Origin of the sequence: Actinoallomurus sp. NBC_01490 (assembly GCF_036227085.1) — a bacterium.
Taxonomy (GTDB): domain Bacteria; phylum Actinomycetota; class Actinomycetes; order Streptosporangiales; family Streptosporangiaceae; genus Actinoallomurus; species Actinoallomurus oryzae.
The window spans coordinates 9,630,411-9,656,380 of record NZ_CP109433.1; the positions used below are offsets into that span (position 1 = coordinate 9,630,411).

The following is a 25,970-nucleotide window of genomic DNA, read 5'->3' on the forward strand; positions in this document are numbered from 1 at the left end:
GAGGCCTCCTCCGCCTGCCGAGCCTCCGTGCCGACCGAGCCGCTCACGACTGCTCGAGCCGGGCCAGCTCCTCGTCCACGACCGAGGGGTCCAGCTTGGTGAAGAGCGGTTTCGGTGGCGCCAGCGGGACACCCGGCGTGATCGGCCGGGACTCCCAGCGCGCGGCCGTGTCGTACGTGCCGGTCAGCACCTGGTAGCCCGGGCCGCCGTCCTCGTCGACCTCGCGCAGCTCCGGCATGCCGCTCCAGTCGCCCTCGCCGCCGAGCATCTTGTACACCTTGTCCGAGGACTTCGGCAGGAACGGCGTCAGCAGCGACTTGGCGTCGTCCACGAGCTGCAGCGCGACGTGGAGGATGGTCTTCATCCGCTCCGGGTCTTCGCTGCGGAGCTTCCACGGCGCCTGCTCGGACAGGTACTTGTTGGCCTCCGCCACGGTGCGCATGGTCTCGTTGACGGCGTTCTTGAACCGCGAGCGGTTCAGCTCCGCGCCCACCGCGTCGAACGCCGCGCGCGAGCGCTGCAGGATGGTGCGGTCGGCCTCGGTCAGCTCGCCGGCGGCCGGGATCTCGCCGATGTTCTTGGCCGCGAACGAGATCGACCGGTTGACCAGGTTGCCCCAGGCGGCGACGAGCTCGTCGTTGTTGCGCCGGACGAACTCCGACCAGGTGAAGTCGGTGTCCTGGTTCTCCGGGCCGGCCACCGCGATGTAGTAGCGCAGGGCGTCGACGTCGTACCGCTCGAGGAAGTCGCGTACGTAGATCACGACCTGCCGCGAGGAGGAGAACTTTCGCCCCTCCATGGTCAGGAACTCCGAGGAGACCACCTCGGAGGGCAGGTTGAGGCGGCCCAGGGAGCCCGGCTCACCGCCCTTGTCGCCCTCGCCGTTGTAGCCCAGCAGCATCGCCGGCCAGATCTCCGAGTGGAAGACGATGTTGTCCTTGCCCATGAAGTAGTACGACCGGGCGTCGGGGTCCTGCCACCAGGCGCGCCAGGCGTCCGGGTCGCCGGAGCGCCGGGCCCACTCGACCGAGGCCGACAGGTAGCCGATCACCGCGTCGAACCAGACGTACAGCCGCTTGTCGGGCCGGTCGACCCAGCCCGGCAGCGGCACCGGCACGCCCCAGTCGAGGTCACGGCTGATCGGGCGGGGCTGCATGTCGTCGAGGAGGTTGCGGGTGAACTTGTAGACGTTCGGCCGCCAGAGCCCCTCCTTGCTCTGCAGCCACGACCCGAGGGTCTCGGAGAACGCGGGCAGGTCGAGGAAGAAGTGCTCGGTCTCCACGAACTCCGGCTTTTCGCCGTTGATGCGGCTGCGGGGGTTGATCAGGTCGACCGGGTCGAGCTGGTTGCCGCAGTTGTCGCACTGGTCGCCGCGCGCCCCGTCGTAGCCGCAGATCGGACAGGTGCCCTCGATATAGCGGTCCGGGAGGGTGCGGCCGGTGGAGGGCGAGATCGCGCCCATCGTCGTCTTCTCGAAGACGTAGCCGTTGGCGTGGAGCCCCTTGAAGATCTCCTGGGCGACGGCGTAGTGGTTGCGCGTCGTCGTCCGGGTGAACAGGTCGTAGGACATGCCGAGGCCGTGGAGGTCCTGGCCGATCACCTTGTTGTAGCGGTCGGCGAGCTCGCGTGCGGTCACGCCCTCGTTGTCGGCCTGGACCTGGATCGGCGTGCCGTGCTCGTCGGTGCCGCTGACCATCAGGACCTGGTTGCCCGCCATCCGCTGGTAGCGGCTGAACATGTCGCAGGGCAGCGCGAAACCGGAGACGTGCCCGATGTGGCGGGGCCCGTTGGCGTACGGCCAGGCGGGCGCGGTCAGGATGTGACGGCTGGACATGCCCTAAGCCTAGAGGCCCTGCCCCGATGTATCAGCACGATATCCGCCGACCGGTGACCGGGCGCGCCCTCACACCGGCGACCGCGAGGTCTCGGCCTCGCCGAGCGCCCGGGTGAAGTCCTTCGACGACAGCCACAGCTTGTAGACGATGCCCACCTCGAAGACCAGCATCAGCGCCCCGGCCACCACGGTCACCGGAATGATCGCGTGACAGAGCGGGCCGACGATGAACACGGCCATCTGGAACTCGATGCCGCTGACCAGGTGCGTACGGACCCGGTGGCGCAGCAGCCAGTCGCGTACCCGCAGGTACCAGGAGAACCGCTGCCGGAAACCCCGCTGGAGGTCGACCGGGACCCGCTCGGGCCCGTCCGCGGGGACGGCGTCGCGCAGCCGGCCGTTCATCTCCCGGCGCACGGCCGCCACCTTCAGGGCGTCGAGATAGCGGAGCATGTCGAGGAAGACGATCGCGATGCCCAGGCCGAGGTAGACCGGCCGGCCGGTGGCCGTGTACTGCCCGGCGGTCAGGGCGACGGCGCAGGCAAGCACGCGGATGCGGTCGAACACATAGTCCAGCCAGCCGCCGAAGACGGTGCCGGTGCCGGTCAGCCGGGCGAGCTTGCCGTCCACGCAGTCGAGCACGAAGCTCAGGTGGTACAGGACCGCGCCGGCGATCAGCCACGGCCCGGCCTTCCAGAAGCAGCCCGCGGCGCCCAGGCCCAGCAGCAGCGCGCCGAGCGACACCTGGTCCGGGGTCAGCGACGTGCGGTTCGCGGTGAACCGCACGAGCCGCCCGGCCAGGGGATCGACCAGGAACACGGTCCACCACGCGTCGCGCGCCTTGTACGTGCGGGTCCGCACGTCGTCCATCGTGAAGTCCGTCGTGAACGACGGGTTCACCACTCCTCGCCGTCCTCGTCGCCGAGCGCGTGGCTGTCGTCCCCCGAGTGCAGTCCCGGGTCGGGACCGAGGAGTACCGCGATCTGCTCCAACAGATTCTTCAGCATCGGAACCACCGTTCATGCTCGCTGTGCTCACACCTGTACTTGGCCGGTCCGTCCCGTCCGGTTCTCCCTTTTTGACGCTTCCGAGGTGCCGTCGCTATGCCGGCACCGGGCGATCAGCCGCGGGAGGGCACGCCGATGCGGTCGGTCCAGCCGTCGGTGATCATCAGCGTGGAGTGGTCGGGCTCGCTCGCGACCGTGCCGTCCGCGCCGATCGGGTAGTACTCGCGCGCCAGGATCCGCGCCGATCCCGGGTCGATGATCAGGCGCTCCTCGTTCCGCTGGGGGCCGTGGAGCGTGGGTTCCTCGACGCGGACGGCCAGCGCCACGCCGGAGCGGCCGAGACCGTCGCGGGCCGGGCCGATGCCGCGGATGCCCTTCTGGGCGGCGAGCATGCGGTACGCCGCCGCGCGCACCTCCGGGGGCGCGGGCGCGTTGATGATCGCGATCCCGGCGTCCAGGACGTCCTCGGTCAGCGAGAGTTCCTGGCTCTGCGCGTGGTACTTCCGCAGTTCGGCGATCATGCGGTTCCGGTCCGCCAGGACCATCTTCCGGAGTCCTTCGGCGGTGGTGGGCAGTTTCGCCAGACCGGCCATCGTCGTGCCCTTGGGACCCAGTGCGAGGTAGGGATCGGTGGTGCGGGAGTCGGCGGAGAAGGGCTTCATGTCGGTCAGCGACGGTGACCCCGCCCGCTGCCAGGCGGCCTTGTCCGCCGGGGTGGCGAACCGGATCTGGATGTCCCGGTCCACCGTCCGCGAGGGCGGGCCCTGCTGGTACGGGTCCCAGTTCTCCCAGGTGATGCCGACGTACGCGTGGAAGGGGAAGTAGGGTCCGCTCCTCGGCGCCCCGTTGGCGAGCGTGCCGTGGCCCTTGACGCCCTTTCGGCGCTGCCGGGCCCGCTCCACGTCGCGGATCTGGGAGTACCAGTAGGCCCCGTGCGCCGTCGCCGGCTGCTTCGCGGCGTACTCGGCTCCGGCCAGCAACACCGACCGGGCGTCCAGCGGCGTGGAGACAGGTGGCGTCGCCCGGCCGTGCCGGGGCGTGTCGCCGGGCAGGGCGAGGACGCCGGCGGTCACCGCCGCGGCGGCGGCCACGGCCACGCCCGCCAAGATGGGCCGGGTGCGACGGCGTTGGGCGGGAAGGATCCGGTGGTCGGCCCGGGCCGGCGCGCGCCCGGCGGCGGTGATGCGGGCCAGGTCCGCGTCGCGGCGGCGCCGGTAGCCGTCCTCGGCCAGCGTGCCGACGTGGTCGGCGAGGATCGTCATCGGGTCGGTGAAGGTCATCTCGGCTCCTGTGTCGTGGCCGGTCTCGTCGGGGTTCATCGGGCCCTCTGCTGGATCAGTGCCGTACGGGCCGGGGCGGCCGGTGACGTGCGCAGGACGCGGGAGAGGCGTTTGCGGGCCCGGTGCAGCCGTACGGCGAAGGTCGTGGTGGAGCAGCCCATGACGCGGGCGGCGTCGCGGGGCGCCAGGTCGTACCACGTGGCCAGGACGATCGTCTCGACGTCCCGTTCCCCCAGCGCCGACAGCGCGGCGCGGACGGTGGTGCGGTCCACGATGCCTTCGGCCACGTCGGGGCCGGCCAGGTCGTCCGCCGTGGTCGCCGAGGCGATCCGGTCGGCGAGCGCCTGCCGGCGGCGGCCGGCGTCGTACTGCTTGTGCAACAGGTTGCGCGCCACTCCGAGCAGCCACGGCAGCGGCGGGTCGGGCAGGTCGTCCAGCCGCCGCCAGGCGACCAGGAAGACCTCGCTGACCACGTCCTCGGCGGCGTCCTGGCCGGCTCGCAGCAGCGCGTAGCCGAGCACGCTCCGGTAATGCCGGTCGTACAGGGCCGTGAATCGTTCGGCGGGGTCGTTCACGCCTGCGTCCTTCGGGGTCGTCGGTGGCTGACGCGAAGTACTCCCTCCGGCCGGAACGCCGATTACACCGAGACGGCACGCGAACGAGAAAAGGCCCCGGCGAACGCCGGGGCCTTCTCGCGAACCGTCGTCAGGCGGTCTCGGCCGGGTCCTTGCTCTCCTCGTCGGCGGCGTCCTCATCCGCGGGCGCGTCGACCTCCTTGAGGTTGAGGGTCTGCGCCTCGCCCGCGACCTTGACGACCGCGGCGTCCACGACGTCGGCGGCCTCCTCGGCCGGGTCGGTGACCGGCGGGTGGGAGCGGCGGCGGATCCCGAGGATGCTGACGAACAGCGACGCGAAGATCATCTGGAAGCTCATGATGAGCGCGGTCGCGGCGGGCACGACGATGCGGAGCGAGTCGCGCGGGTCCAGCTCGCCGAAGCTGTGGCCCTGCCAGTGCACCAGCGAGGCCACCAGCCCGACGAGGCCGGCGAGCGCGAGCAGGCCGCCGACGACGAGGCCGCGTTCGAGGCTCCAGGAGTCGACGACGCGCTGCACCCGCCGATCATGGGGAAGGAAACCCTCCTCCATGGCGTACACCTTGGTCAGCAGCGCGAACAGCACCGCCTGGAAGCCGATCACCAGCATCGCGGAGGCCCCGACGAGGGTGTCGACGTCGAAGGCGATGTCGCCGACGCGGACGGGCCCGGTGGACAGCGCGACGCCGCCGACGAGGCCGAGCGTCATCAGCAGCAGGCCCGGGATCAGGAACAGCCAGCGCGGGCTGTAGAGCATGAGGAAGCGCAGGTGACGCCAGCCGTCGCGCCAGGTGCTGAGGTGCGGGGCGCGGGAGCGGCCGTCGGGCGAGAGCGTGGTGGGGACCTCGCGCACGTCGTACTTGGCGAGCGTGCAGCGGACCACCATCTCGCTGGCGAACTCCATGCCGCCGGTCTGCAGGCCCAGCCGCAGGATCGAGTCGCGGCGGAACGCGCGCAGCCCGCAGTGGAAGTCGCCGATCTTGCTGCGGAAGAACAGCCGGCCGACGAAGCTGAGTACCGGGTTGCCGAGGTACTTGTGCAGCGGCGGCATGGCGCCGGGCGCGATGCCGCCCTTGAAGCGGTTGCCCATGACGAGGTCGGCGCCGTCCCGCAACTCGGTCAGGAACGGCATGAGCGAGGTGAAGTCGTAGGAGTCGTCGGCGTCGCCCATGACGACGTAGGTGCCGCGGGCCGCGCGGATGCCGCCCATCAGGGCGTTGCCGTAGCCCTTGGAGGTCACCGGCACGACGCGGGCACCCGCCTCGCGGGCGAGCTGCTGACTGCCGTCGGTGCTGCCGTTGTCGGCGATGACGACCTCGCCGTCGACGCCGTGCTCAGCGAAGAATCCGAGGGCCTTCCGCACGCATGTCTCTACGGTCTCCGCCTCGTTCAGGCAAGGCATCACCACGGAGAGTTCCACGTCGCGTCCTCCATTACCCCTCCGCAACCAAGCTTCGGGGGTTTCGACTAACCTCGTCATTGTTCCGACAAGTGGCGTGTGTTACCCATGATGCCCGCCGGCGAGCGGCTGTGTGTTGCAAAGCCGCAACCTTTGACTTCACATGAAGCACCCTGCTGACGGCAGGCTGGGGATACAGGATAAGGGCTGTGCTGTCCAGAGAGGTCGGTCCGACTTGACTACCGCGGGAGAACAGAGCGGGGAATCCGCCGTGACAGGCGCGCCGCCTGACACGTCACCTGACGGGTCCGCGGATGAAAAGCCGCAGGTCAAAGCGGTTGAGGCCGTTACGGAAGAGGAGGCCGCGCCGGAGAAAGGGCGCGCCCGCCGTGTCGGGTTGGTCTCATTCGGCGTGCTCCCGTTCCTGCTCTCGCTCGTCCGGCGTCACAAGACGTTCACCGCCGTGCTCGCCGGCGGCGCCTTCCTGCGCGCGCTCGCCATGCTGGGCTACCGGCCCGCGTCGTGGTTCAACGACTCGTTCGACTACCTGCACGTCGCGATGGCCCCCTACCCGCACCCGATCCGGCCGGACGGCTACTCGTTCCTGCTGTGGGCGCTCAAGCCGTTCCACAGCTTCGCCCTGGTGGCCGGGCTCCAGCACCTGATGGGGCTGGCCGGCGCGGTGATGATCTACGCGCTGCTGCGCCGGAAGTTCGGCCTGCCGAGCTGGGGCGCGTCCCTGGCGACCGTGCCGCTGCTGTACGACGGCTACCAGATCCAACTCGAGCACCTGATCCTGTCCGACATCCCGTTCGAGTTCCTGATCCTGTGCGCGGCGACGATCGTCCTGTGGCACGGGAAGGCGATCACCTGGAAGATCGCGGGAGTGGTCGGGCTGCTGGTCGGGCTCGCCACGCTGACGCGCACCGTCGGCGAGCCGGTGCTGATCGCCATCGTCGTGTACTTCCTGATGCGCCGCTTCAACTGGCGCGTCCTCGTCGCGACGGTCGTCATGTGCGCGCTGCCGCTCGGCGCGTACGCCGGCTGGTTCTGGGCCTGGTACGGCAAGCCGGGCATGACGACCAGCAGCGGCGTCTTCCTGTACGCCCGGGTCACGGAGTTCGCCGACTGCAACAAGATCAAGCCGCCGGTCTCGGAGTACCCGCTCTGCAAGGACAGCCGGACCTCCCACACACCGCTGACCTTCTCTCAGGACGCCATCTGGGACCGCAACTCCCCGTTCCACCGGGTGCCGGCCGCGCGGTTCACCGACTACCAGAACAAGCTCGCCGGCGACTTCGCCAAGCGCGCCATCATGGCCCAGCCGTTCGACTACGCCGTGGTCGTGATGAAGGACTTCCTCTACACCTTCAAGTGGCACCGGTCGGTCTTCCCCGACAAGGCCACCTACCAGATGTATGAGTTCGGCAAGAAGTCCGCGGCCCTGCCGACCTGGCGGATGAGCCGTGACCAGACGGCCTCGTCGGAGGCGCACCGGTACGAGGACGGCAACGCGCGCACCCGCATCATCAAGCCGTACGCCACGGGCATCCGCACCTACCAGGACGTGGCGCACATGCCCGGCACGGTGCTCGGCGGCATCCTCATCGTCGGCCTGGCCGGGCTGGTCCCGCTGTGGCGGCGCTGGGGCGGCGAGGCGTTCCTGCCCTGGATTCTCGCGACCGGGCTCCTGCTGGTGCCGCCGGCCACCGCCGAGTTCGACTACCGCTACGTGCTGCCGACGGTGCCGCTCGCGTGCGTCGCCGCCGCGATCACCTTCTCCCGCGAGCCGCGCGGGAAGCTGACGCGGCTCCTGCGGTGGCGCGGGCGCGCGTCCGAGAAGACGAACGGCTCCTCCGGCGAACCGGAGGAGCCGGGGAAGCTCGCCGCTCAGGACGCGGTCACGGCGTCCTGAGCCGCCTTCAGCGACTTCTAGTAGGCGTGCAGGCGGCGGAGCCGGAAGATCATTTCCAGCTCGGTGTTCCGCTGGCGGGGAATCGGCGCGACGACGGTCCATCCGGTGGGCAGGATCTTGACGTCGTAGCTGCCGCAGGACGGGCACACCGGCTCCGCCCACGGCGAGGTGCAGCGCTGGCTCAGGTGGTGGTAGACGACGACCTCCCCACCGTGGCCGTCTGAGGAGCGTCCGACCTCGAACTCCTTCTGCCACTCGTGCAGGCAGCCGAGGCACTCGTACTTCCACGTCTCGTGCGAGATCATGGATTCGTACATTTTCCCGTCACCCCCGGGCGAAACCATCGGATTACGTCCCGCCACGAGTTTTCCCCATTAAGTCTTGTTTGAGGGGCCCTGAGCTGCGTAAAGATTACGTCAAATAATCGTCATCGCCGGGTTTTTCGTGCAATAACCGCGTCATAAAGGTCCCTCTTTGGTACACGATGTTCTCGTGCAACCTCACCAATCGCGTCTTTTCTGGCCGCGCCATCGGTGACGCGCCGCTCGACCTCGTCCGCCAGCGCGGCCAGGTCCGCCGGGCCGGAACGCTCGGGCGCGCCTCCGACGACGATCGTGATCTCACCGCGCACGCCGCCCGAGGACCAGGCGGCCAGCTCGCCCAGCGGCCCGCGGCGCACCTCCTCGTACGTCTTGGTCAGCTCGCGGCACACGGCGGCGGGCCGTTCGGCGCCCAGCGCGCCCGCCATCGCCTCCAGCGCCGCGGTCAGCCGGTGCGGCGCCTCGAAGAAGACCATCGTGCGCGGCTCGTCGGCCAGCGCGGCCAGCCGCGACGCCCGCTCCCCCGCCTTGCGCGGCAGGAAGCCCTCGAAGCAGAAGCGGTCGCTGGGCAACCCGGAGATCACCAGCGCGGTCGTCACCGCGGACGGCCCGGGCAGGACGGTGACCGGCACCTCGGCCTCGATCGCGGCGGTGACGAGCCGGTAGCCCGGGTCGGAGACCCCCGGCAGGCCGGCGTCGGTGATGACCAGCACGTCTCGGCCCTCGCGCAGTTCCTCGACCAGTTCGGCGGCGCGGGCGCGCTCGTTCGCGTCGTAGTACGACACGATCCGCGCGGCGGTGGTGACACCCAGGTCGGCGGTGAGGCGCCGCAGGCGGCGCGTGTCCTCCGCGGCGATGATGTCGGCAGCGCCCAGTGCGCCGCGGAGGCGTTCGGATGCGTCCTCCGCGCGGCCGATCGGCGCGGCGGCCAGCGTCAGCGTCCCAGATGTTCCCACAGCACCCATCTTCGACCCCGGTGTCACCGTCTCGCACCTCGGAGACCGCCGGGCCGTGACGATCTCGTGAGGGCAGGCAGTTCGAAGTGCACAATCGGCCCGGTATCCCCCCGTACGATGTCGGGGTGGTGGCGATGACAGGACTCGAACCCGCTTCTCGGTCCCAGCGCGACGGGCGCCCGCCATCGCTGCGCCAGTGGATGGCGTCGGCGATTCCGGGCAGCAGGCTGATGGGGTGGCTCGGCCCGCTGCTCGTGACGCTGTTCGCCGGCGTGCTGCGGTTCTACGACCTCAGCAAGCCGCGCGCGGTGATCTTCGATGAGACCTACTACGCCAAAGACGCGTACGCGCTGCTGAAGTTCGGGTACGAGCACAACACGGTCAAGAACGCCGACAGCCTGCTGCTCCAGCACCCGCCGAACCTCGACATCTGGGCGAACGGCGGCAGCTTCGTCGCCCACCCGCCCGCCGGAAAGTGGCTGATCGCCATCGGCGAGTGGATGTTCGGCATGACCCCCTTCGGCTGGCGGTTCGCCTCGGCGGTGATCGGCACGCTGTCGGTGCTGATCCTGGCCCGGGTCGCGCGCCGGATGACGCGCTCGACCCTGCTCGGCACCGCGGCCGGCCTCCTGCTCGCGCTGGACGGCATGCAGTTGGTCACCAGCCGCACCGCGATCCTGGACATCTTCGTGATGTTCTGGATCCTGGCCGGGTTCGCGTGCCTGGTCATCGACCGCGACCGCACCCGCGCGGCGCTCGCGGCCAAGGTCATGGAGACCGGCAACGAGAGCGAGCTGGGCCCGTTCGTCATGCACTGGTGGCGCCTGGCCGCCGGGCTCTGCCTGGGCACGGCCGTGGCGACCAAGTGGACCGGGATCTACTACATCGCGGCGTTCGGCATCATGGTCCTGATCTGGGACATCGGCGCGCGGCGCGCCGCCGGGATCCGCCAGCCGTACGCCGGAGGGTTCCTGCTCGACGCGGTGCCGGCGTTCGTGTCGCTGGTGGTGGTGAGCGGCGTCACGTACCTCGCGTGGTGGAGCGGCTGGATCTTCAACGCGGGCGGCTGGGGCCGCGGCCGGGTGTCCGGCAACCCGATCACCGCGTTCTTCCAGGCGATGCCGCGGCTGTGGGACTACCACCAGCAGATGTGGCACTTCCACACGACGCTCACGGTCAAGCACGACTACCAGTCGTGGCCGTGGAACTGGATGTTCCTCAAGCGGCCGGTGGCGTTCTACTACAACGAGCCGACGGGCTGCGGCGCGAGCAAGTGCTCGCGCGAGGTGCTCGGCATCGGCACCCCGGCGATCTGGTGGATCTCGATCATCACCCTGCTGGTCATCACCGGCTGGTGGCTGGTGCAGCGCGACTGGCGGGCCGGCGCGACGGTCGCGGGCTTCCTGGCCGGCTGGCTGCCGTGGTTCTACTTCGGCTTCGGCCACCGGACGATGTTCCTGTTCTACGCCACCCCGATGCTGCCGTTCATGGTGCTGTCGATCGTGCTGGTCATGGGCATGCTCATCGGCCCGGCCGACACGGTGCCGATGAGACGTGTGTTCGGCGCGGCCGCCTGCGGGGCGTACGTCCTGCTCGTGCTGGCCAACTTCTACTTCCTGTATCCCATCCTCACCGGCCAGATCCTGCCCTACGACGCGTGGCACAGCCGCATGTGGTTCGACTCATGGATCTGAACGCCCGCACCCGCGTGTGGCGCGGCGGGAAGCTCGATAGGGAGAACTTCCCCGCCGCTCAGATCAGCGACTACCTGGCCGAGCCGGACACCGTCGTGTGGCTGGACCTGTGCGAGCCGGACGAGGGCGGTCTGGAGCTCATCAGCCAGGAGTTCGGCCTGGACCCGCTCGCGATCGAGGACGCCCTCAGCCAGCACGAACGACCGAAGCTCGACCGCTACGAAGGCCATCTGTTCTTCAACGCCTACGACGTGCGGCTGAGCGAGGAGACCGGCGAGCTGGCCACCCACGAGATCTCGGCGTTCGTCACCGAGCGCGCGCTGGTGACCGTACGGGGCGATGAGGAGTTCGACCTCGACGCGCTGCTCCGGCAGTGGGACTCCTCCGCCGACCTGGCCGGGTACGGCGTCGCGTACCTCCTGCACGGGCTGATCGACCTGATCGTCGACGGTCACTTCGCCGCCGTCCAGGCGCTGGACGGCGCGATCGACGACCTGGAGGAGCGCCTGTTCGGCGACGAGGCGCCCACCCGGGAGACCCAGCATCGCGGCTTCCGCCTGCGCAAGAGCCTGACCAAGCTGCGACGCGTGGTCCTGCCGATGCGCGAGGTCGTCAACACCCTGCTCCGCCGCGACCTGCACGTGGTGCCGGACCCGATGACGCCGTACTTCCAGGACGTGTACGACCACGTGCTGCGCGCCACGGAGTGGACCGAGAGCCTGCGCGACGTCGTCACGAGCCTGCAGGAGACCCGCATCGCGCTGCAGGGCAACCACCTGAACCAGGTGATGAAGAAGCTGACGGGCTGGGCCGCCGTCATCGCGGTCCCCACGGCCGTGACGGGCTTCTACGGCCAGAACGTCCCGTTCCCGGGCTACGACAAGCAGTGGGGCTTCGTGGTCAGCCTCGCCATCCTCATCGCCACCGCCGTGGCCCTGTACACCATCTTCAAAAAGCGCGACTGGCTCTAGAGCTTCTCGATCTCGGTCAGATCGATGTCGATGTCGAACGGGACCGTGAGCTTCAGCCGATCGTGGTGGATCCCGGTGAGTGCGTACGCCTTGTTCGACGGGTCGAGCTAGACGGACGCGGAGGTGAGACGGGGCAGTCCGGCGCATACCGGCGACCAAGGCGTCCACCACTGGTCCGTGAAAATTGGCCTGGGGGCGTGATCGCCTCAGGCGAGATCGGTCGGGTCGGTGTTGGCTCCGCAGCAGATGACGGCGACGCGTTCTCCCTCGGACGGGGTGTAGGCGCCGGTCAGGAGGGCGGCGTAGGCGGCGGCGGTGCCGTGTTCGACCACGATGTGGTGGTCCTGCCACAGAGCTTGCCGGGCGGCGATCACGTCCGCGTCGCTCACCAGCACCGACTCCACGCCGGTGCGGCGGGCGACCGCGTACGGGATCTCGCCCACGCGGCGGGCGCCCAGGGAGTCGGCGGCCACGCCTCCCACCGGCGCGTCGACCGGTCGGCCCGCCGCCAGTGCGGCGTGGAACGTCGGGCAGCCCTCCGGCTCCACCCCGACCACGCGCGACCGGCCCTCCAGCGCCGCCGCGATGCCGGCCATCAGCCCGCCCCCGCCGACCGCGACCAGCACGGTGTCGACGCCGCCGGTCTGTTCCTCCAGTTCCAGCGCCAGCGTGCCCTGGCCCGCGCAGACCTCCGGCTGGTCGTAGGGGTGGCCGAACAGGGCTCCCGTGTCGGCCGCGCGCTTGGTCGCGGCCTCGTAGGCTTCGGCGTACTCGCACCCGACCTGGTGTACGGAGGCGCCGAGCGCGCGCAGCCGGGCGACCTTCACCGCCGGCGCGGTCTCCGGCACGAACACCTCCGCCCGCGCGCCCAGCTCGCGGGCGGCGTACGCGAAGGCCAGGCCCGCGTTGCCGCCCGACGCCGCGACCACTCCCGCCTCTGGGAGACCGCCCGCCTCGGCCACGGCGAGAACCTGGTTGAAGGCGCCGCGCGTCTTGAACGAACCGGTGTGCTGGAGCTGCTCCAGCTTCAGCCACAGCCGGTCGAGCCGGAGTACCGGCGTCCGCAACACCCGGGAACCGATCCGGGTCCGGGCCGTCTCCACGTCACCACGAGAGATCACCCATCCACCGTACCGGCCGGACCGAAGGCCGCATTCCGGTCGACCGCCCACGTACGGTCGTCGCCGCGGTTACCAAGAAGCGAAAAACGGCCGAGTGCGCTCATAACAATTGGGATGCGGACTCTTATGGAGAATGACCGCGACACGGGATGCTGGTGCCGTGACGGGCTCAGCGAAGACCCGCAGCGCGGCCGAGCGAGTGGCCGCGCAACTGGTGACATGGCCCGGCCTCGCGGCCGGCCGTCCCTCCTGCGGCACCGGCCGGAGCTTCAACTTCCGCGGCGGCGAGATTCTCCACCTGCACACGGGCGAGGAGGCCGATCTCCGCCTGTCCCGCGGCTTCGTCGAACGCCTGGACACGGTGCTCGTCGAGAGCGGCCAGGTCGTCGTGCGGCCCGGTGACGACTGGGTGACCGTGCTGCTCGACACCGACACGGCGGGCGCCCTCCTGATCAGCCTGACGAGCCTGGCGATCCGCGCCGCCGAGGAGCAGGCGCCGGCCCGGCCGTGCACGTGGGAGCGCACCCGCCCGCGGCCCCGGCTCAAGGCTCCCTGGTCCTGATCACTGGTCGACCAGTTCGAACATCCGCTCCCAGCGGTCGGTGACCATGTCGGCGGAGAACCGGCGCACCGAGGTACGCGCCCGGCTGCCGAGCTTGGCCCGCAGGTCCTCGTCGCTCATCAGACGGGCGAGTTGTTCGGCGAACTCCGTGGTGTTGCCCGGCCGTACGAGCAGCCCGTCGGCCTCGTGCGTGATGAGTTCGCGGACGCCCGGCGCGCAGTCGAACGCCACGGTCGGCAGGCCGTACGCCATCGCCTCCATCACCGACATCGGGAAGCCCTCCATGCGCGAGGACAGGGCGAAGATCGACGCCTCGTTCAGCGCGGCCTCGACGTCGGCGGTCGCCCCGGCGAACTCCACGGTCTCCTCGACGCCGAGGTCGGACGCCTGGCGGCGCAGAACCTCCTCGTCGGGCCCGGAGCCGTACAGGCGCAGCCGCCAGTCCGGGAAGGCCCCGGTCACCTCCGCCCACGCCTCCAGCATCATGTCCTGTCCCTTCTCGAAGGACAGCCGGCCGAGCAGTTCGACCACGGGCCGCGACAGGTCCGGCAGGACCGACGGGCTGACGTGGAGCGGGTTCGGCATGAAGTCGGCGTTGGACATGTGGTCGCGGGCCCATGAGTCGGCGTCCTCGGTGCTGAGCACGAGGAACCGGTTCACGTCGGTGAAGTAGCGCTTGACCCGCTGGTACCGCGAGGAGGCCTTGGTCGCCTGGTAGGACTCGTGGCTCATGCCGATGACCGGCATGCCGGCCGTGTCGGCGAGCGCGACCCATTCCATGGCCCACACCTGCGCGGCGATGATGACGCCGCCCGGCCGGGCGGCGCGGAACAGGCGGCTCAGCTTGGCCGCGCCGTGCCGCTGCACCGAACGGAAGCGCATCGCGCGCAGCCATCCGCCGCTCCGGGACGGCGGCGGGGTGTCGTGCAGGACGCTCAGCTCGTACGGCAGGTCGCGGCCGTAGTCGTGCGGCTCGGCGGCGTGCGTCACGCCGATCACGTGCACGCGGTGGCCGCGGGCGGCGAACAGCCCACCGACGTGGTGGACCCATCGCTGCAGGCCGCCGAGCTCTTCGTGGTTGTTGCAGACGATGAAGATGTCACGCATTCGGGTCCCTCGTGAAGAAGCGGTCGACGACCTGCTTGGCGGCGGTACCCCGGTCGTATTCCCCGTAGCGCTCGACGAATTCACGCCGTTTCCCGGCGTAGCGCGCGGTGAGGCCGGGCAGGTCGGCGAGCGCGGCGAACAGCTCGTCCGGATCGCTCAGCACCGGACCGGGCCCCTCTTTCCGCAGGTCGAAGTAGGTGCCGCGGGACCGGACGTAGTCCTCCAGATCGGGGGCGAAGAACACCGTGGGACGGTCGAGCAGGGCGTAGTCGAACATCAGCGACGAATAGTCGGTGACGAGCGCGTCGGAGAGCAGCAGCAGCGAGGTGACGTCGTGCACCGCGCCGACGTCGCGGACCACGCCGCGCAGGCTCGGCGGCACGACCGCGGTGTTGAGGTAGTGCGGGCGGACCAGGAGCACGTGCGTCTCGCCGAGCTCCTCGGCGAACTCCTCCAGGTCGAACGGCGGCTCGAACCGTTTCTGCGCCTTGCCGCCCGCCCCGGCGCGGAACGTCGGCGCGTACAGCACGACCGTGCGCTCGTCGCCGGTCAGCTTCAGCCGTTCGGCCAGCTCGGCCGTGTCGCCCCCGTTGACCAGGGCGTCGTTGCGCGGGTAGCCGCTGCGGATCAGCTCGGCACGCACGCCGAGGCCCTTGGCGAGGGTCCGCGCGTCGTGCTCGGAGCGGATCAGGAAGGCGTCGTAGCGGTCGATCGCCTGTTGGAAGCGCGCCCGCCGGGTCTTGCTCCCGCGCTTGAGCTCCGGGTCGTCGAACCCCATCCGCTTGTACGCCGAGCCGTGCCAGGTCTGGATGTAGGTCGTCTGGGGGCGTTTGACGGCGTCCCGGGGAAAGCCCTGGTTGTCCACCCAGTGACCGGCCCGCGCGAGCGCCAGGTAGTACTGCCAGGAGCCGCGGCGGACGAGCTTGGCGTCCTTGGGGAAGCCGGCCGGGCTCTTGGCGTAGGACCAGATGGCGGTGAACTTCGCGCCGGACCGGCGCAGCTCCTCGTAGATGTACTTGGGGTTGTCGGAGTACTGCTTGCCGAGGTGGCTCTCGAAGACGATCGTGTCGCGCCGGATCGGCAGCCGGACGAACAGCCGGTTGTAGACGGCGATCTTGGTCTTCCGGCGGGTGAAGACCTCACGCCAGCGTCGTTCGGCGCGCAGCAGCGCGGTCCACCACCGGCGTCCGCGCCCGGTGGCGGCGAACCGGCGGAGCGTGGCGATCGTGACCCGGCCGGCCCAGCCGTACGCGACGAGGCGGAAGGCCATCTCCCCGTTCTCGGGGACGTACGCCTCGAAGTGGTCGCCCGCGAGACGGGTCAGGCGCGGTCGTACCGGCACCGACATCTCCATCGGGTCGCTCGCGAACAGCCGGATGAACAGCTCGTCGTCGCCGGCCCTGAGCCGGAGCCGCAGGCCCCAGCTCTGGTCGAGGAAGCCGAGCGGTCGCACGTCGCGGCCCGGCACGACCTCGGCCCTCCAGCGCAGCCGCCCGTCCGCGTGCGTCACCTCGGCGGGCACGGCGAAGAACCGGCCGGTCCGGCTGCGGTCGCGGAACTCCAGCCGCGCGCTGAGCGGGACGCCGGCGCCGATCCGGTTCAGCGGGTTGACGACGTCTCCGGCGAGCCGGAGCGTGTGCCCGTCGCGCGTCATCTCGGTGACTTTTCCGCCCGGGTTCAGCGACTTGAGCGGCAGCGAGTGGATGCCGAGCTCGGTGACGTCCAGGATCCGGCGCCCCTGTTCGGTGTCGAGGTGGTCGCCGGACCAGTAGATCCGCCCGTCGCGCTCGACCAGCGGCGTGGTCAGCCGGGGCTTGCCGGTCTTGCCCTTGCCGACGTAGTCCGCCGCGCTCACGGCCCCCTCGTAGTCGCCCTGGGCGACCATGAAGCCGATGATCGCCTGGAGCTCGTGGGCCTCCTCGTACGCACGCGGGTCGATCGTGGCCATGTACGCGCGGGCCAGGGCGAGGAACGCCTCGCGGTAGTCGTCGTCGCGGCTGCGCAGGCCCCGGACGTACAGCAGCAGGTCGTGGTTGAGGAACTTCACGTCCTTGGACAGCTTCAGGTCGTCGGCCCCGTACCGGGCGTACACCGCGTCGATGCGCCGGAAGATCTCCAGCCGGTCGGAGAAGTTGCGCAGCTCGGCCCGCTGGTTGGTGATCGAGAGCGTCTCGGCCTTCTCGTAGATCATCCAGTTGTAGACGCGGTGCGGGATGATGGCGATCTTCCGGGCGGCCAGGTACGCCTGCGTGCTGAACAGCAGGTCCTCGTAGTGGAGGCGTTCGACGAACCGCAGGCCCTCGCGGTCGAGGAAGTCGCGCCGGTAGAGCTTGTTGGTGGACAGCGTGTCGTAGAGCAGCTCGGGATACTCCCGCACCGAGGCGTACACGCCGCGCTCGCGGTAGACGCCGCGGTACCAGACGCGCTCCTCGCCCTTGTCGGGGTAGACGCGCCAGCAGCAGCCGGAGACGAGTTCGGCCTCGTGCTCCTCGGCGGCGGCGACCAGGTTGCGGCAGGCGTGGCGATCGAGCGTGTCGTCGCTGTCAAGGAACATCAGGTACGTGCCGCGCGCCGCGGCGATGCCGTCATTGCGCGGCTGCCCGCAGCCACCGGAGTTCTCCGCCCGGTGGATCACCCGTACGCGGTCCTCGGTCGTCGCGAGCTCGTCGGCGACCACCGGGGTCCGGTCGGTGCTGGCGTCGTCGACGATCACCACCTCGACGTCACGGTGGGACTGGCCGAGCGCGGAGCGCACGGCGGTCGGCAGCCGATCGGCATCGTTGTACACGATGACGATCACGCTGACGTCTGTCATGGAGGAACCCCTCGAACTTCCAGAGAACGAACACTTTTCTCGGACAAGTACGTAACCGACTCAACGAATGATCACCTTGAGGGGATCCTTAGGATCTGTGGTGTGCCGCGTGAACGAATCCTGATCGTGGAGGACGACTCCGTCATCGGGGCCGAGTTGTTCAAGGCCCTGTCCGCGAACGGCTATGAAGCCGGGCTCGCCACGAGCGGCCGGGCCGCGGTGGCCGACGCCCTCGTCCATCCACCGGATCTCATCCTGCTCGACCTCGGTCTGCCCGACATCGAGGGCGTCGAGCTGTGCCGCCGCCTGCGCGCCGACCTGCCGCAGACCGTGATCGTCGTGCTCACCGCCCGTACCGAGGAGTTCGAGGTCGTGGTCGCCCTCGACGCCGGGGCCGACGACTACCTCACCAAACCGTTCCGGCTCACCGAACTGGTCGCGCGGATCCGCGCCCACCTGCGCCGCCAGGGCGCGGTGCCGGGCGATTCGGTCGTCTCGGTGGGCCGGGTCCGCGTGGACCTGCCCGCACGCCGGGTGCACGCCGGTGACGCCGAGGTGCTCCTGCGGCCGAAGGAGTTCGACCTGCTGGCGGCGCTGGTGACCCGCGCGGGCGAGGTGGTCACCCGCGAACAGCTCATGGACGAGGTCTGGGACGAGAACTGGTTCGGCCCGACCAAGACGCTCGACGTGCACGTCTCCACACTCCGCCGGAAGCTCGGGACATACGCGCAGATCACGACTCTCCGCGGGCGCGGCTACCGGTACGAACGCGACGCGGACGGGGAGAGATGAGCGATCAGGACGGTGACTGATGGCGGCTACCGTATCCGCCCGCAGGCAAAAGCAAGCTAAACGTGGGGGGCGAAGACCGCCGCAGGATCAGGCGGCCTCCCTCCGCTTCGGCCAAGGAACGGGCAAGCGCCAGCCCGATGCCGTGCCCGTCCGCCGGCGCGCGGAAGACGTCCGCGCCGTCGGGCACGCCCGGGCCGTCGTCGGTGACGTCGATCGCCAGACCGGACCCGAGGTCGGTCGCGGACACCGTGATCGGCGGCCGGCCGTGCGTGACGGCGTTGTCCAGCAGGACGTGCAGGATCTGGCGTACGGCCGCGAGTGAGGCCCGCACCTCCGGCAGCTCGTCCGGCACTCGCACGGTCACGTCCGTACGGGACCGGACCTCGCTCAGCAGGGCCGGCACGTCCAGCACGCCGCGGTCGCCCACGCTGCCGCGCGACAGCCGGACCAGGTCCTCGATGATCTCCTGCAGGTGCTCGCCGCGCTCCAGGGCGGTACGGATCACCGCCCGGGGGTCGTCCTCGGCCAGGCCCGCCTCCAGGCCCAGGAGCAGGCCGGTCAGCGGGGTGCGCAGCTGGTGGGAGACGTGGGCGCTGAAGGCGCGCTCGCGGTCGAGCACGTCGCCGAGCCGCCGGGCGGTCGCCTCCAGGGCACGGCTCGCGGCGTCGGCCTCCCGTACCCCGACCGTCCTGGCCCGGATGGAGAAGTCGCCGCCGCCCAGGGCCTGCGCGTCCCGCGTGAGGCGTTCGAGCGGCGCGGCGAGGCGGACCGCCTGCCGCCGCGCGACCACGGCCGCCAGCCCGACCACGAGGAGCGCCAGGGCCGCCATCAGCAGCCACGCCCGTTCGACCCGCGCCGAGATGCGCTCGTACGGCGTCGCGACCCGGATCACCGCGACGATGGACTCGTCGGAGGGCACCGGCGCGGAGACGGTCAGCAACCCGTGCTCGACCGCTTCGTGGACGTGGCCGTCGTCCGCGTTCCCGGCGACGGGCGAGTGCTCCGGCCCGCGGCCGGTGACGCGCCGCCCGTCCAGGGTGTAGACGCCGACGCTCAGGCGCCGCGACATGCGGGTCACGATCGGCACCGGCCGGGGGTCGCGCGCGATGCTGTCGGGGACCTCGGCCGAGATGCGGGTGGCGTCGCGTTCGAGCGAGACGACCGCCTCGTCGCGGTACAGCCGCTGCAACACCACCGCGAGCGGCAGCGCGAACAGCACGACCGCCGACGCGGCGACGCCGACGATCGTGACCAGCACACGGCGCCGCAGGGGACGGCCCTCTGCCGGGGGGTTTCCGGTCATCCGGTCATTCTGCCCCCGCTCCGGCGGTGGCCCGGCCGGGGACCGTGTCGGCGGCCGTCCGGACCGGGCGTCAGCCGCAGGCGTTCTTCAGCGACGTCGCGCCTGAGGAGGACTTGTGCGAGGGCGAGGCGCTCGCCCCGGTGCGCTTGGCCTTGGCGGACGTGCTCGCGCTCGGGGAGTTCGCCGGTGTCGCCGTCGCGGGTTTCGTGCTGTTGGCGATGGCCTTCGCGGCCGCCGCGCGCATGACCCTCAGGTTCGGCTCGTAGACGTGGAATCCCGGGATCTTGCCGGGGTTGTAGGGCATGCTCTGGATGTCGGCGCCCTTCTTCACCGTGCCGGACAGCTTCACCAGAGCGGGCAGGAGCGCCACCGGGATGTTGGTGGAGATCGTGCTCTTGGCGGCCTTGGCCAGCTTCTGGAAGTGGGTGACCACCTTCTGCGGGTCGGCCTGGTCCGCGATGTCCTTCATCAGGCACTTCTGCCGGTCCATCCGGTGGAAGTCGTCGTCCGCGTCGCGGGAGCGCCCGTACCACAGGGCCTGCGTGCCGTTGAGGTGATGGGTGCCGGCCGGGAGGTAGCCCGTCGGCGGCCTCGTCTGGACGCCGTTGACGATCTCGCCGCCGATCGGCAGGCGCTTCTCGACGTGCACCGTGACGCCGCCGATGGCGTTGACGATGTCCTTGAACCCGTTGAGGTTGACGAGCACGTAGTAGTCGATCTTCAGGCCGGTGAGGTAGCCGATGGCGTCCTCGACCAGGTGCGGGCCGCGCTGGCCCTTCTTGTATCCGGGCTCGAGCTCGGGATGCCGCTCGCCCTGGATGTACAGCTCGTTCAGCAGGCCCTCGCCGCCGGGGTGCTGGGGGTTCGGGGCGTCGCCGGTGTAGCCGTAGGGCCACAGCTTCTGCATCTTCGGCGGCACCGGGAACTTCTGCAGGCTGCGGGGCAGGCTGAGCAGCACGGTGTTGCCGGTCTTGGTGTCGATGCTCGCGACCGTCATGCTGTCGGTGCGGATGCCGGTGCGGTCCGCGCCGCCGTCGCCACCGAGCAGCAGCACGTTGATCCGCGGCTTGTTCTTCCAGGGGTCGGACGCGTTGACGGCGGTGTTGCCGTCGCCGGCGAAGATGCTCGACAGCGTGTCACGCAGCACGTACGTCGCGTTCGCCGCGTACACCAGCGGCGTGCAGACCATCAGCGCCATGATCACGACGAGGGTGCCGGAGGTGATCCGCATCGCCGTCGGCAGGCCCGGCGGCCGCACCACCTGGAACGAGCGGATCACGATCACCGCCCACGCGACGGCCAGGATGAGGATGCCCGCGATGATGACGTTCAGCCAGGTGTCCTGGACCACCATCTGCTTGAGCTTGTCCTGGAAGGCCAGGGCCGCCGTCACGGTTCCGAAGACGAGGACGGCGAGAAGTCCCATGAGGGTGAAGCCCACCGCGCGGCGGCCCGCCCAGATGTGCGCTATCCCCCAGACGACGGCCGAGGCGACAGTGAGTCCCAGGGCGCGCCAGAGCCCGGCGACCGGGATCGGCTCACGGCCGTTCACCGCCCGTCCTCCGTACTGCCGCGATGCCATGAAGTCTCCTGCTCCTCTGCTCGTGGCCGGTCACAACTGTGATGAGCGCGCGATGCAACACCGTGCGGTATGCAAAGTGATTGACTGGAAGCGGTCAGTAACCCTTGGCGAAGTTTGATGGATCGTACCGTACGTATGACCCCACCTGCCTCGATTGCCCGGTAAGGCCCGGTCACCGCCCTCATCACGTGACGCATCGTCAGCGCCGCCCGGTCTCAGCCGCAGGCCGCCGTCAGCGAGACGGCCTTGCTCTTGTGCTGACTGGAGCTCTTGGGGCTCGCGCTCTTGCTCGGGTCGGCACTCGTGCTCGGGTCGGCACTCGTGCCCGGGTCCGCGCTGATGCTCGGGTCGGCGGTGGCGCCGGGCGTGACCGGGGTGGCGGACGACGTGCGCCGCGCGGCCTCGCTCTCGGCGATCGCCTTGGCCGCCGCCCGGCGCATCACCCGCAGGTCCGGCCGCACGTTCTGGAACTGCGGCGGCACGTACATCAGGCTGGTGACCTGCGCGCCCTGCTTCATCGTCCCGGACAGGCGGATGAGCGCGGGCAGCATCTCCGCCGGAATGTCGGTGGAGATCGTCTTCTTCGCCGCCTTGGCGAGCTTCTGGAAGCTGGTCAGCACCCGCTGCGGGTCGGCCTGCTCGGCGACGTCCTTCATCAGGCACTTCTGCCGGCCCATGCGGACGAAGTCGCTGCTCATGGTGCGCGACCGCCCGAACCACAGGGCCTGCTTGCCGTTCAGCTTCCGGTTGCCGGCCTTCAGCACACCGGTCGGCGCGCTGCCGTCCTCCGGCCCGCCGTACGGGATGTCGTGGGCGATGTGCACCTTGACGCCGCCCATCGCGTCGATGATGTCGGCGAACCCGAACAGGTTGACCAGGACGTAGTAGTCGATGGGCTGGCCGATGAGGTAGGAGATCTCCTCGCTGACCAGCGCGGGGCCACGGCGGCCCTTGGCGTAGCCGGGCATCAGCGACTTGTCGTCCTCGGCGTCCTGGAACAGCTCGTTCAACAATCCCTCGTCGCCGGCCGACACCCCGGTGAAGCCGCTCGGCCACCGCTTGCGCAGCCGGGGGATGATCGGGAAGTACTGCAGGTTGCGGGGCAGGCTGAACAGCACCGTGTCACCCGTGTGGGTGTCGATGCTCGCGACGGTCATGCTGTCGGTCCGCACGCCGACGCGGTCTCCCGCGCCGTCGCCGCCGAGCAGCAGGATGTTGACGCGCGGCTTGTCCTTCCACGGATCGGCGACGTTCTTGACGACCGGCGGCTTCGTGTCGTCGGCGTGGAAGATCGTGCTGATGGTGTCGCGGAGGGTGTAGGTGTCGCGGGCCGCCCAGACGAGCGGCGTGCAGACGCCGATGACGAGGACGACCACCACGGCGCCGGCGAGCATCCGCGGCACCACGGACATCCCGCTCGGACGCACGATCACGTACGAGCGGACGACGACCGCGGACCACACGAGCGCGAGCAGCAGGATGCCGCCGATGATCCCGGCCAGCCAGTCGCTCTGGACCGCGATCTGCTTGAGTTCCTCGCGGAAGTCCAGCACGACGATGACGCCGCCGCCGATGACGAGCGCGAGGAGCGCCATGAGGAGCCCGCCGACGACGCGTCGTCCGGTCGCCAGGTGGGCGACGCCCCAGACGACGGCCGAGGCGATCGTCAGTCCCAGGGCATGCCAGATGGAGCCTTCCGGCTCCTCACCGGATTCGTCGTCCAGGCCATCGTTGACCCGGGAATCGACTCGCCCCATACGCACTCCTCTGTCCCGGACTGGGAGCTTAGGTCCCAACCTGTACTGGACGCGTAAAAGCTCCGTCCAGATTGCGAGGTGAACGAGCCAACACGAACGGTGACCGGAGCGGCTGATCTACGCCGATACCGACATCCTCGGCGGATGCGAAGGTGTTACGACGATCCGGGGTTGTTTTCGTCACTTTCTGGGATCCGTACCGGCGAGCGCGCCAGACGGCGCGGACTGTCATCATGACCCGCGTGACCGCCGGCTTCTCCCGTACGCACTGGCCCGGAACACTCCGCCCCTACCAGGCGGCGGCGCTGGACCGGCTCGACGCGGCCTGGACCGGCGGACGCCGGCGTGCGTGGGCGGTGCTCCCGCCGGGGGCGGGCAAGACGCTCATCGGCCTGGAGGCCGCCCGGCGCCTGGCGCGCAAGGTCGTCGTTCTGGTCCCCAACACCGCGATCCAGAACCAGTGGATCGCGCACTGGCGGCGGTTCACCCCCGCGACGGCCACGGCGGACGCGGACCGTTCCCTCGGCGCGGACGTCACCGTGCTCACCTACCAGTCGCTGGCGATCTTCGATCCGGACGCCGAGACCGACGAGGAGGGCCGCGCCCGCGGCCCGATGCGGCGGCTGCACGTCAACGGCCGTGACCTCATCGAACGGCTGGCCGCCGCCGGGCCGCTCACCCTCGTGCTCGACGAGTGCCACCACCTGCTCGACGTCTGGGGCCGCCTCGTCGCCGAGGTCCTCGAACGGCTGCCGGACGCGATCGTCCTCGGCCTGACCGGAACCCCGCCGGAGTCGCTCTCCCCTGCCGAGGCCGCGCTGGTCGACACGCTGTTCGGCACGCCGATCCTCGGCGCGTCCACCCCGGCGCTCGTCCGCGAGGGCCACCTCGCGCCGTTCGCCGAGCTGGCCTGGCTCACCCCGCCCACGGCGGTCGAGGCGGACCACATCGCGGGCGAGGCCGAGCGCTTCGCCGAGCTCACGACCGACCTGGTCACCTCGACCGGCTTCCTGACCTGGCTGGACGCCCGGTTCACCGCGAACACGCACGCGGTGCCCTGGACACGCGTCGAAAGGGACGAACCACGGCTGGCCGCCGCCGCGCTGCGCATGCACCACGCGGGGCTGCTCGGCCTGCCGCCCGGTGCCCGGGTGCGCGAGGAGCACCGGCACGCGCCGTCCGCCGACGACTGGGTCGCGCTGCTGGACGACTACGTGAGCAACGCCGCGCCCGGCGCGGACACGGTGGAGGCGATCCGGCGGGCGCTCCCCTCGGTCGGGTACACGCTGACCCGCCGCGGCGTACGGGCCGCGCGGTCGCCGGTGGACCGGGTCCTGGCGCGCAGCGCCGCCAAGACGCACGCGACCGTGGAGATCGCCGCGGCCGAGGGCGCGGCGCTCAGCGAACGCCTGCGCGCGCTCGTGCTGTGCGACCACGAGCGCGCCGGGGCGCGCCTGCCCGCCCGGCTGCACGGAGTGCTGGAGCCGGAGGCGGGCTCGGCCTGGCTCGTGCTCGCCAACCTGGTGGCCGACGAACGCACCGCCCCGCTCGGGCCGATGCTCGTGACCGGCCGTACGGTCGCCGCCGGACCGGCCACGGCGCGGGCGTTCCTCGCCTGGGCGGACCGGCCGGACCTGTCGCTCACCGAGGACGGCGGCGTGTGCGTCATCGGCGGCTCCTGGTCGGCCCGCACCTGGGTCCGCCTGGTCACGGCGTTCTTCGAGGAGGGACGCTGCCGGATCCTCATCGGCACGCGCGCCCTGCTCGGCGAGGGCTGGGACGCCCGCGGCGTCAACGCGCTCATCGACCTGACCTCGGCCACAACCACGACCTCGGTGGTGCAGACGCGCGGGCGCGCGCTGCGGCTCGACCCGTCCTGGCCGGAGAAGGTGGCCAACGTCTGGAGCGTCGTCTGCGTCGCCGACCACCACCCCAAGGGCGCGGCGGACTGGCAGCGGTTCGTCCGCAAGCACCGCGGGTACCTGGCCGCCGCGCCGGACGGGGAGATCGTGTCCGGGGTGGCGCACGTGGACGCCGCGTTCTCCCCGTACGCCCCGCCGGACCCGGGAGAGCTGGACGCGGTGAACGCCGCCATGCTCGCGCGGGCCTCGGCGCGTGAGGAGACCCGCGAGGCCTGGCGGCTCGGCACCGGGTTCCGCGACGAACTCGTGCACACCCTCCGGGTCCGCGCGGCCCGTACGGCTCGCGCGCCGGTCTTGGCGGAGACGGCGCGTCCGGAGCCGCCGCCGGTCGTTCCCGCCGCGGCGTGTGCTGCCCCGGCCCCGCCTCGCCCGGTGCGCGCCGTCGTGGCGCTCGCCCTGGCGGGTGGCGGTGTGGCGGTACTGCTGCTAAGCGTGCTGACCTGGGTCGCCGTGCTGCTCGGCCTGCCGCTGCTGGCCACCGGGGCGTACCTGGGCGTACGCCGCACTCGGGCGCTACGACGGGCGGAACGGCTGCTGGAGGAGGCCGCGGGCGATCCTCCGCTGCTGCGGTTCGCCTGCGCCGTGGCGGACGGGCTGCGCGCCGCGGACCTCTCCCGGCGCGGCGCCGAGGGCGTGGTCGCGCGGGCCGAGCCGGACGGGACCTACCGGTTCTCCCTGTCCGCCGTGGACACGGCGACCTCCGAACGGTTCGCGCTCGCCCTGGACGAGGTGCTCTCCCCCGTCGCCGCGCCGCGCTACGTCATGCCGAGGTACGTCCTGCGGTCCGCTCCGGTGCACGAGTGGCTCGCGGGCACCGCGCGGGCGGACGGCGTCGTCTACCACGCGGTACCGGCGATCCTGGGCCAGAACCGCGGCCGGGCCAGGGCCTTCGCGCAGGCGTGGAACACCTGGATCTCCGCCGGCGATCCGGTCTACGCCAACACCCCGGAGGGAGAAGGCGTCCTCGCCACCCACCGAGGCGAGAACCCCCTGTCCGCCACGACCGTCCTGCGCGTCGCCTGGGACTGACTCAGGCCTCG

Annotated in this window: 19 protein-coding genes and 1 pseudogene; 6 read left to right on the forward strand and 14 right to left on the reverse strand. The window is 70.6% G+C overall.

Annotation, left to right across the window (positions count from 1 at the left end; genetic code table 11):
- Positions 1 to 43: 43 nt before the first annotated feature.
- The 5 genes from metG to OG417_RS44170 all read right to left on the reverse strand — a co-directional run bounded on the left by metG (position 44) and on the right by OG417_RS44170 (position 6,077).
- Complete coding sequence (gene metG, locus OG417_RS44150; RefSeq protein ID WP_329242484.1) at positions 44 to 1,834, reverse strand: methionine--tRNA ligase; 1,791 nt, start codon at positions 1,832 to 1,834, stop codon at positions 44 to 46.
- A gap of 69 nt (positions 1,835 to 1,903) precedes the next feature.
- The gene (locus tag OG417_RS44155; protein WP_329263019.1) at positions 1,904 to 2,704 is read right to left on the reverse strand and encodes a CDP-alcohol phosphatidyltransferase family protein; all 801 of its coding nucleotides are present in this window, start codon (positions 2,702 to 2,704) and stop codon (positions 1,904 to 1,906) included.
- A gap of 250 nt (positions 2,705 to 2,954) precedes the next feature.
- Positions 2,955 to 4,121, reverse strand: coding sequence for a hypothetical protein (locus OG417_RS44160; protein WP_329242485.1), 1,167 nt, complete (start codon positions 4,119 to 4,121; stop codon positions 2,955 to 2,957).
- A 35-nt stretch (positions 4,122 to 4,156) separates the two neighbouring features.
- Positions 4,157 to 4,696, reverse strand: a complete 540-nt coding sequence (locus tag OG417_RS44165; protein ID WP_329242488.1) for an RNA polymerase sigma factor — start codon at positions 4,694 to 4,696, stop codon at positions 4,157 to 4,159.
- 130 nt (positions 4,697 to 4,826) lie between these two features.
- Positions 4,827 to 6,077, reverse strand: a complete 1,251-nt coding sequence (locus OG417_RS44170; protein WP_442875613.1) for a glycosyltransferase family 2 protein — start codon at positions 6,075 to 6,077, stop codon at positions 4,827 to 4,829.
- Positions 6,078 to 6,510: 433 nt separating this feature from the next.
- Between OG417_RS44170 and OG417_RS44175 the strand changes: the two genes are divergently transcribed.
- Entirely contained in the window at positions 6,511 to 8,028 is a 1,518-nt protein-coding gene (locus tag OG417_RS44175) for a hypothetical protein (RefSeq protein WP_329242495.1), read from the forward strand.
- A gap of 17 nt (positions 8,029 to 8,045) precedes the next feature.
- Here OG417_RS44175 and OG417_RS44180 read toward each other — a convergent pair whose 3' ends face one another.
- Both OG417_RS44180 and rsmI read right to left on the reverse strand, forming a co-directional pair.
- On the reverse strand, positions 8,046 to 8,345 hold the full coding sequence (locus tag OG417_RS44180) for a hypothetical protein (protein ID WP_329242498.1): 300 nt from the start codon (positions 8,343 to 8,345) through the stop codon (positions 8,046 to 8,048).
- A gap of 110 nt (positions 8,346 to 8,455) precedes the next feature.
- Complete coding sequence (rsmI, locus tag OG417_RS44185) at positions 8,456 to 9,313, reverse strand: 16S rRNA (cytidine(1402)-2'-O)-methyltransferase (RefSeq protein WP_442875614.1); 858 nt, start codon at positions 9,311 to 9,313, stop codon at positions 8,456 to 8,458.
- Positions 9,314 to 9,438: 125 nt separating this feature from the next.
- On the opposite strand from rsmI, the gene OG417_RS44190 reads away from it, so the two are divergent.
- Both OG417_RS44190 and OG417_RS44195 read left to right on the forward strand, forming a co-directional pair.
- The gene (locus tag OG417_RS44190; protein WP_329242503.1) at positions 9,439 to 10,998 is read left to right on the forward strand and encodes a dolichyl-phosphate-mannose--protein mannosyltransferase; all 1,560 of its coding nucleotides are present in this window, start codon (positions 9,439 to 9,441) and stop codon (positions 10,996 to 10,998) included.
- Complete coding sequence (locus OG417_RS44195) at positions 10,989 to 11,969, forward strand: magnesium transporter CorA family protein (protein ID WP_329242505.1); 981 nt, start codon at positions 10,989 to 10,991, stop codon at positions 11,967 to 11,969. Before OG417_RS44190 ends, OG417_RS44195 begins: the two co-directional genes overlap by 10 nt.
- Here OG417_RS44195 and OG417_RS44200 read toward each other — a convergent pair.
- Positions 11,966 to 12,076: pseudogene (locus OG417_RS44200) on the reverse strand (Uma2 family endonuclease); the annotation flags it as partial. The gene OG417_RS44195 and the pseudogene OG417_RS44200 sit on opposite strands and share 4 nt — an antisense overlap.
- A 99-nt stretch (positions 12,077 to 12,175) precedes the next feature.
- Positions 12,176 to 13,090 carry a threonine/serine dehydratase gene (locus OG417_RS44205; protein WP_329242508.1) on the reverse strand — a complete coding sequence of 305 codons (915 nt, stop codon included), beginning with the start codon at positions 13,088 to 13,090 and terminating at the stop codon, positions 12,176 to 12,178.
- A gap of 160 nt (positions 13,091 to 13,250) precedes the next feature.
- On the opposite strand from OG417_RS44205, the gene OG417_RS44210 reads away from it, so the two are divergent.
- The gene (locus OG417_RS44210) at positions 13,251 to 13,652 is read left to right on the forward strand and encodes a luciferase domain-containing protein (protein ID WP_329242511.1); all 402 of its coding nucleotides are present in this window, start codon (positions 13,251 to 13,253) and stop codon (positions 13,650 to 13,652) included.
- Here the strand turns inward: OG417_RS44210 and OG417_RS44215 are convergent, their stop codons facing one another.
- On the reverse strand, positions 13,653 to 14,759 hold the full coding sequence (locus OG417_RS44215) for a glycosyltransferase family 4 protein (protein WP_329242514.1): 1,107 nt from the start codon (positions 14,757 to 14,759) through the stop codon (positions 13,653 to 13,655).
- The gene (locus OG417_RS44220; protein WP_329242517.1) at positions 14,752 to 17,574 is read right to left on the reverse strand and encodes a bifunctional glycosyltransferase/CDP-glycerol:glycerophosphate glycerophosphotransferase; all 2,823 of its coding nucleotides are present in this window, start codon (positions 17,572 to 17,574) and stop codon (positions 14,752 to 14,754) included. Before OG417_RS44220 ends, OG417_RS44215 begins: the two co-directional genes overlap by 8 nt.
- A 120-nt stretch (positions 17,575 to 17,694) precedes the next feature.
- Between OG417_RS44220 and OG417_RS44225 the strand changes: the two genes are divergently transcribed.
- On the forward strand, positions 17,695 to 18,366 hold the full coding sequence (locus tag OG417_RS44225) for a response regulator transcription factor (protein WP_442875789.1): 672 nt from the start codon (positions 17,695 to 17,697) through the stop codon (positions 18,364 to 18,366).
- Positions 18,367 to 18,370: 4 nt separating this feature from the next.
- Here OG417_RS44225 and OG417_RS44230 read toward each other — a convergent pair whose 3' ends face one another.
- The 3 genes from OG417_RS44230 to OG417_RS44240 all read right to left on the reverse strand — a co-directional run bounded on the left by OG417_RS44230 (position 18,371) and on the right by OG417_RS44240 (position 23,008).
- On the reverse strand, positions 18,371 to 19,669 hold the full coding sequence (locus tag OG417_RS44230; protein WP_329242522.1) for a sensor histidine kinase: 1,299 nt from the start codon (positions 19,667 to 19,669) through the stop codon (positions 18,371 to 18,373).
- Positions 19,670 to 19,739: 70 nt separating this feature from the next.
- Entirely contained in the window at positions 19,740 to 21,251 is a 1,512-nt protein-coding gene (locus OG417_RS44235; protein WP_329242525.1) for an LCP family protein, read from the reverse strand.
- Positions 21,252 to 21,466: 215 nt separating this feature from the next.
- On the reverse strand, positions 21,467 to 23,008 hold the full coding sequence (locus OG417_RS44240; RefSeq protein WP_329242528.1) for an LCP family protein: 1,542 nt from the start codon (positions 23,006 to 23,008) through the stop codon (positions 21,467 to 21,469).
- A 233-nt stretch (positions 23,009 to 23,241) separates the two neighbouring features.
- On the opposite strand from OG417_RS44240, the gene OG417_RS44245 reads away from it, so the two are divergent.
- A complete protein-coding gene (locus tag OG417_RS44245) occupies positions 23,242 to 25,959 on the forward strand; it encodes a DEAD/DEAH box helicase family protein (RefSeq protein WP_329242531.1) in 2,718 nt (905 codons plus the stop codon).
- The last annotated feature ends 11 nt before the right edge of the window (positions 25,960 to 25,970 follow it).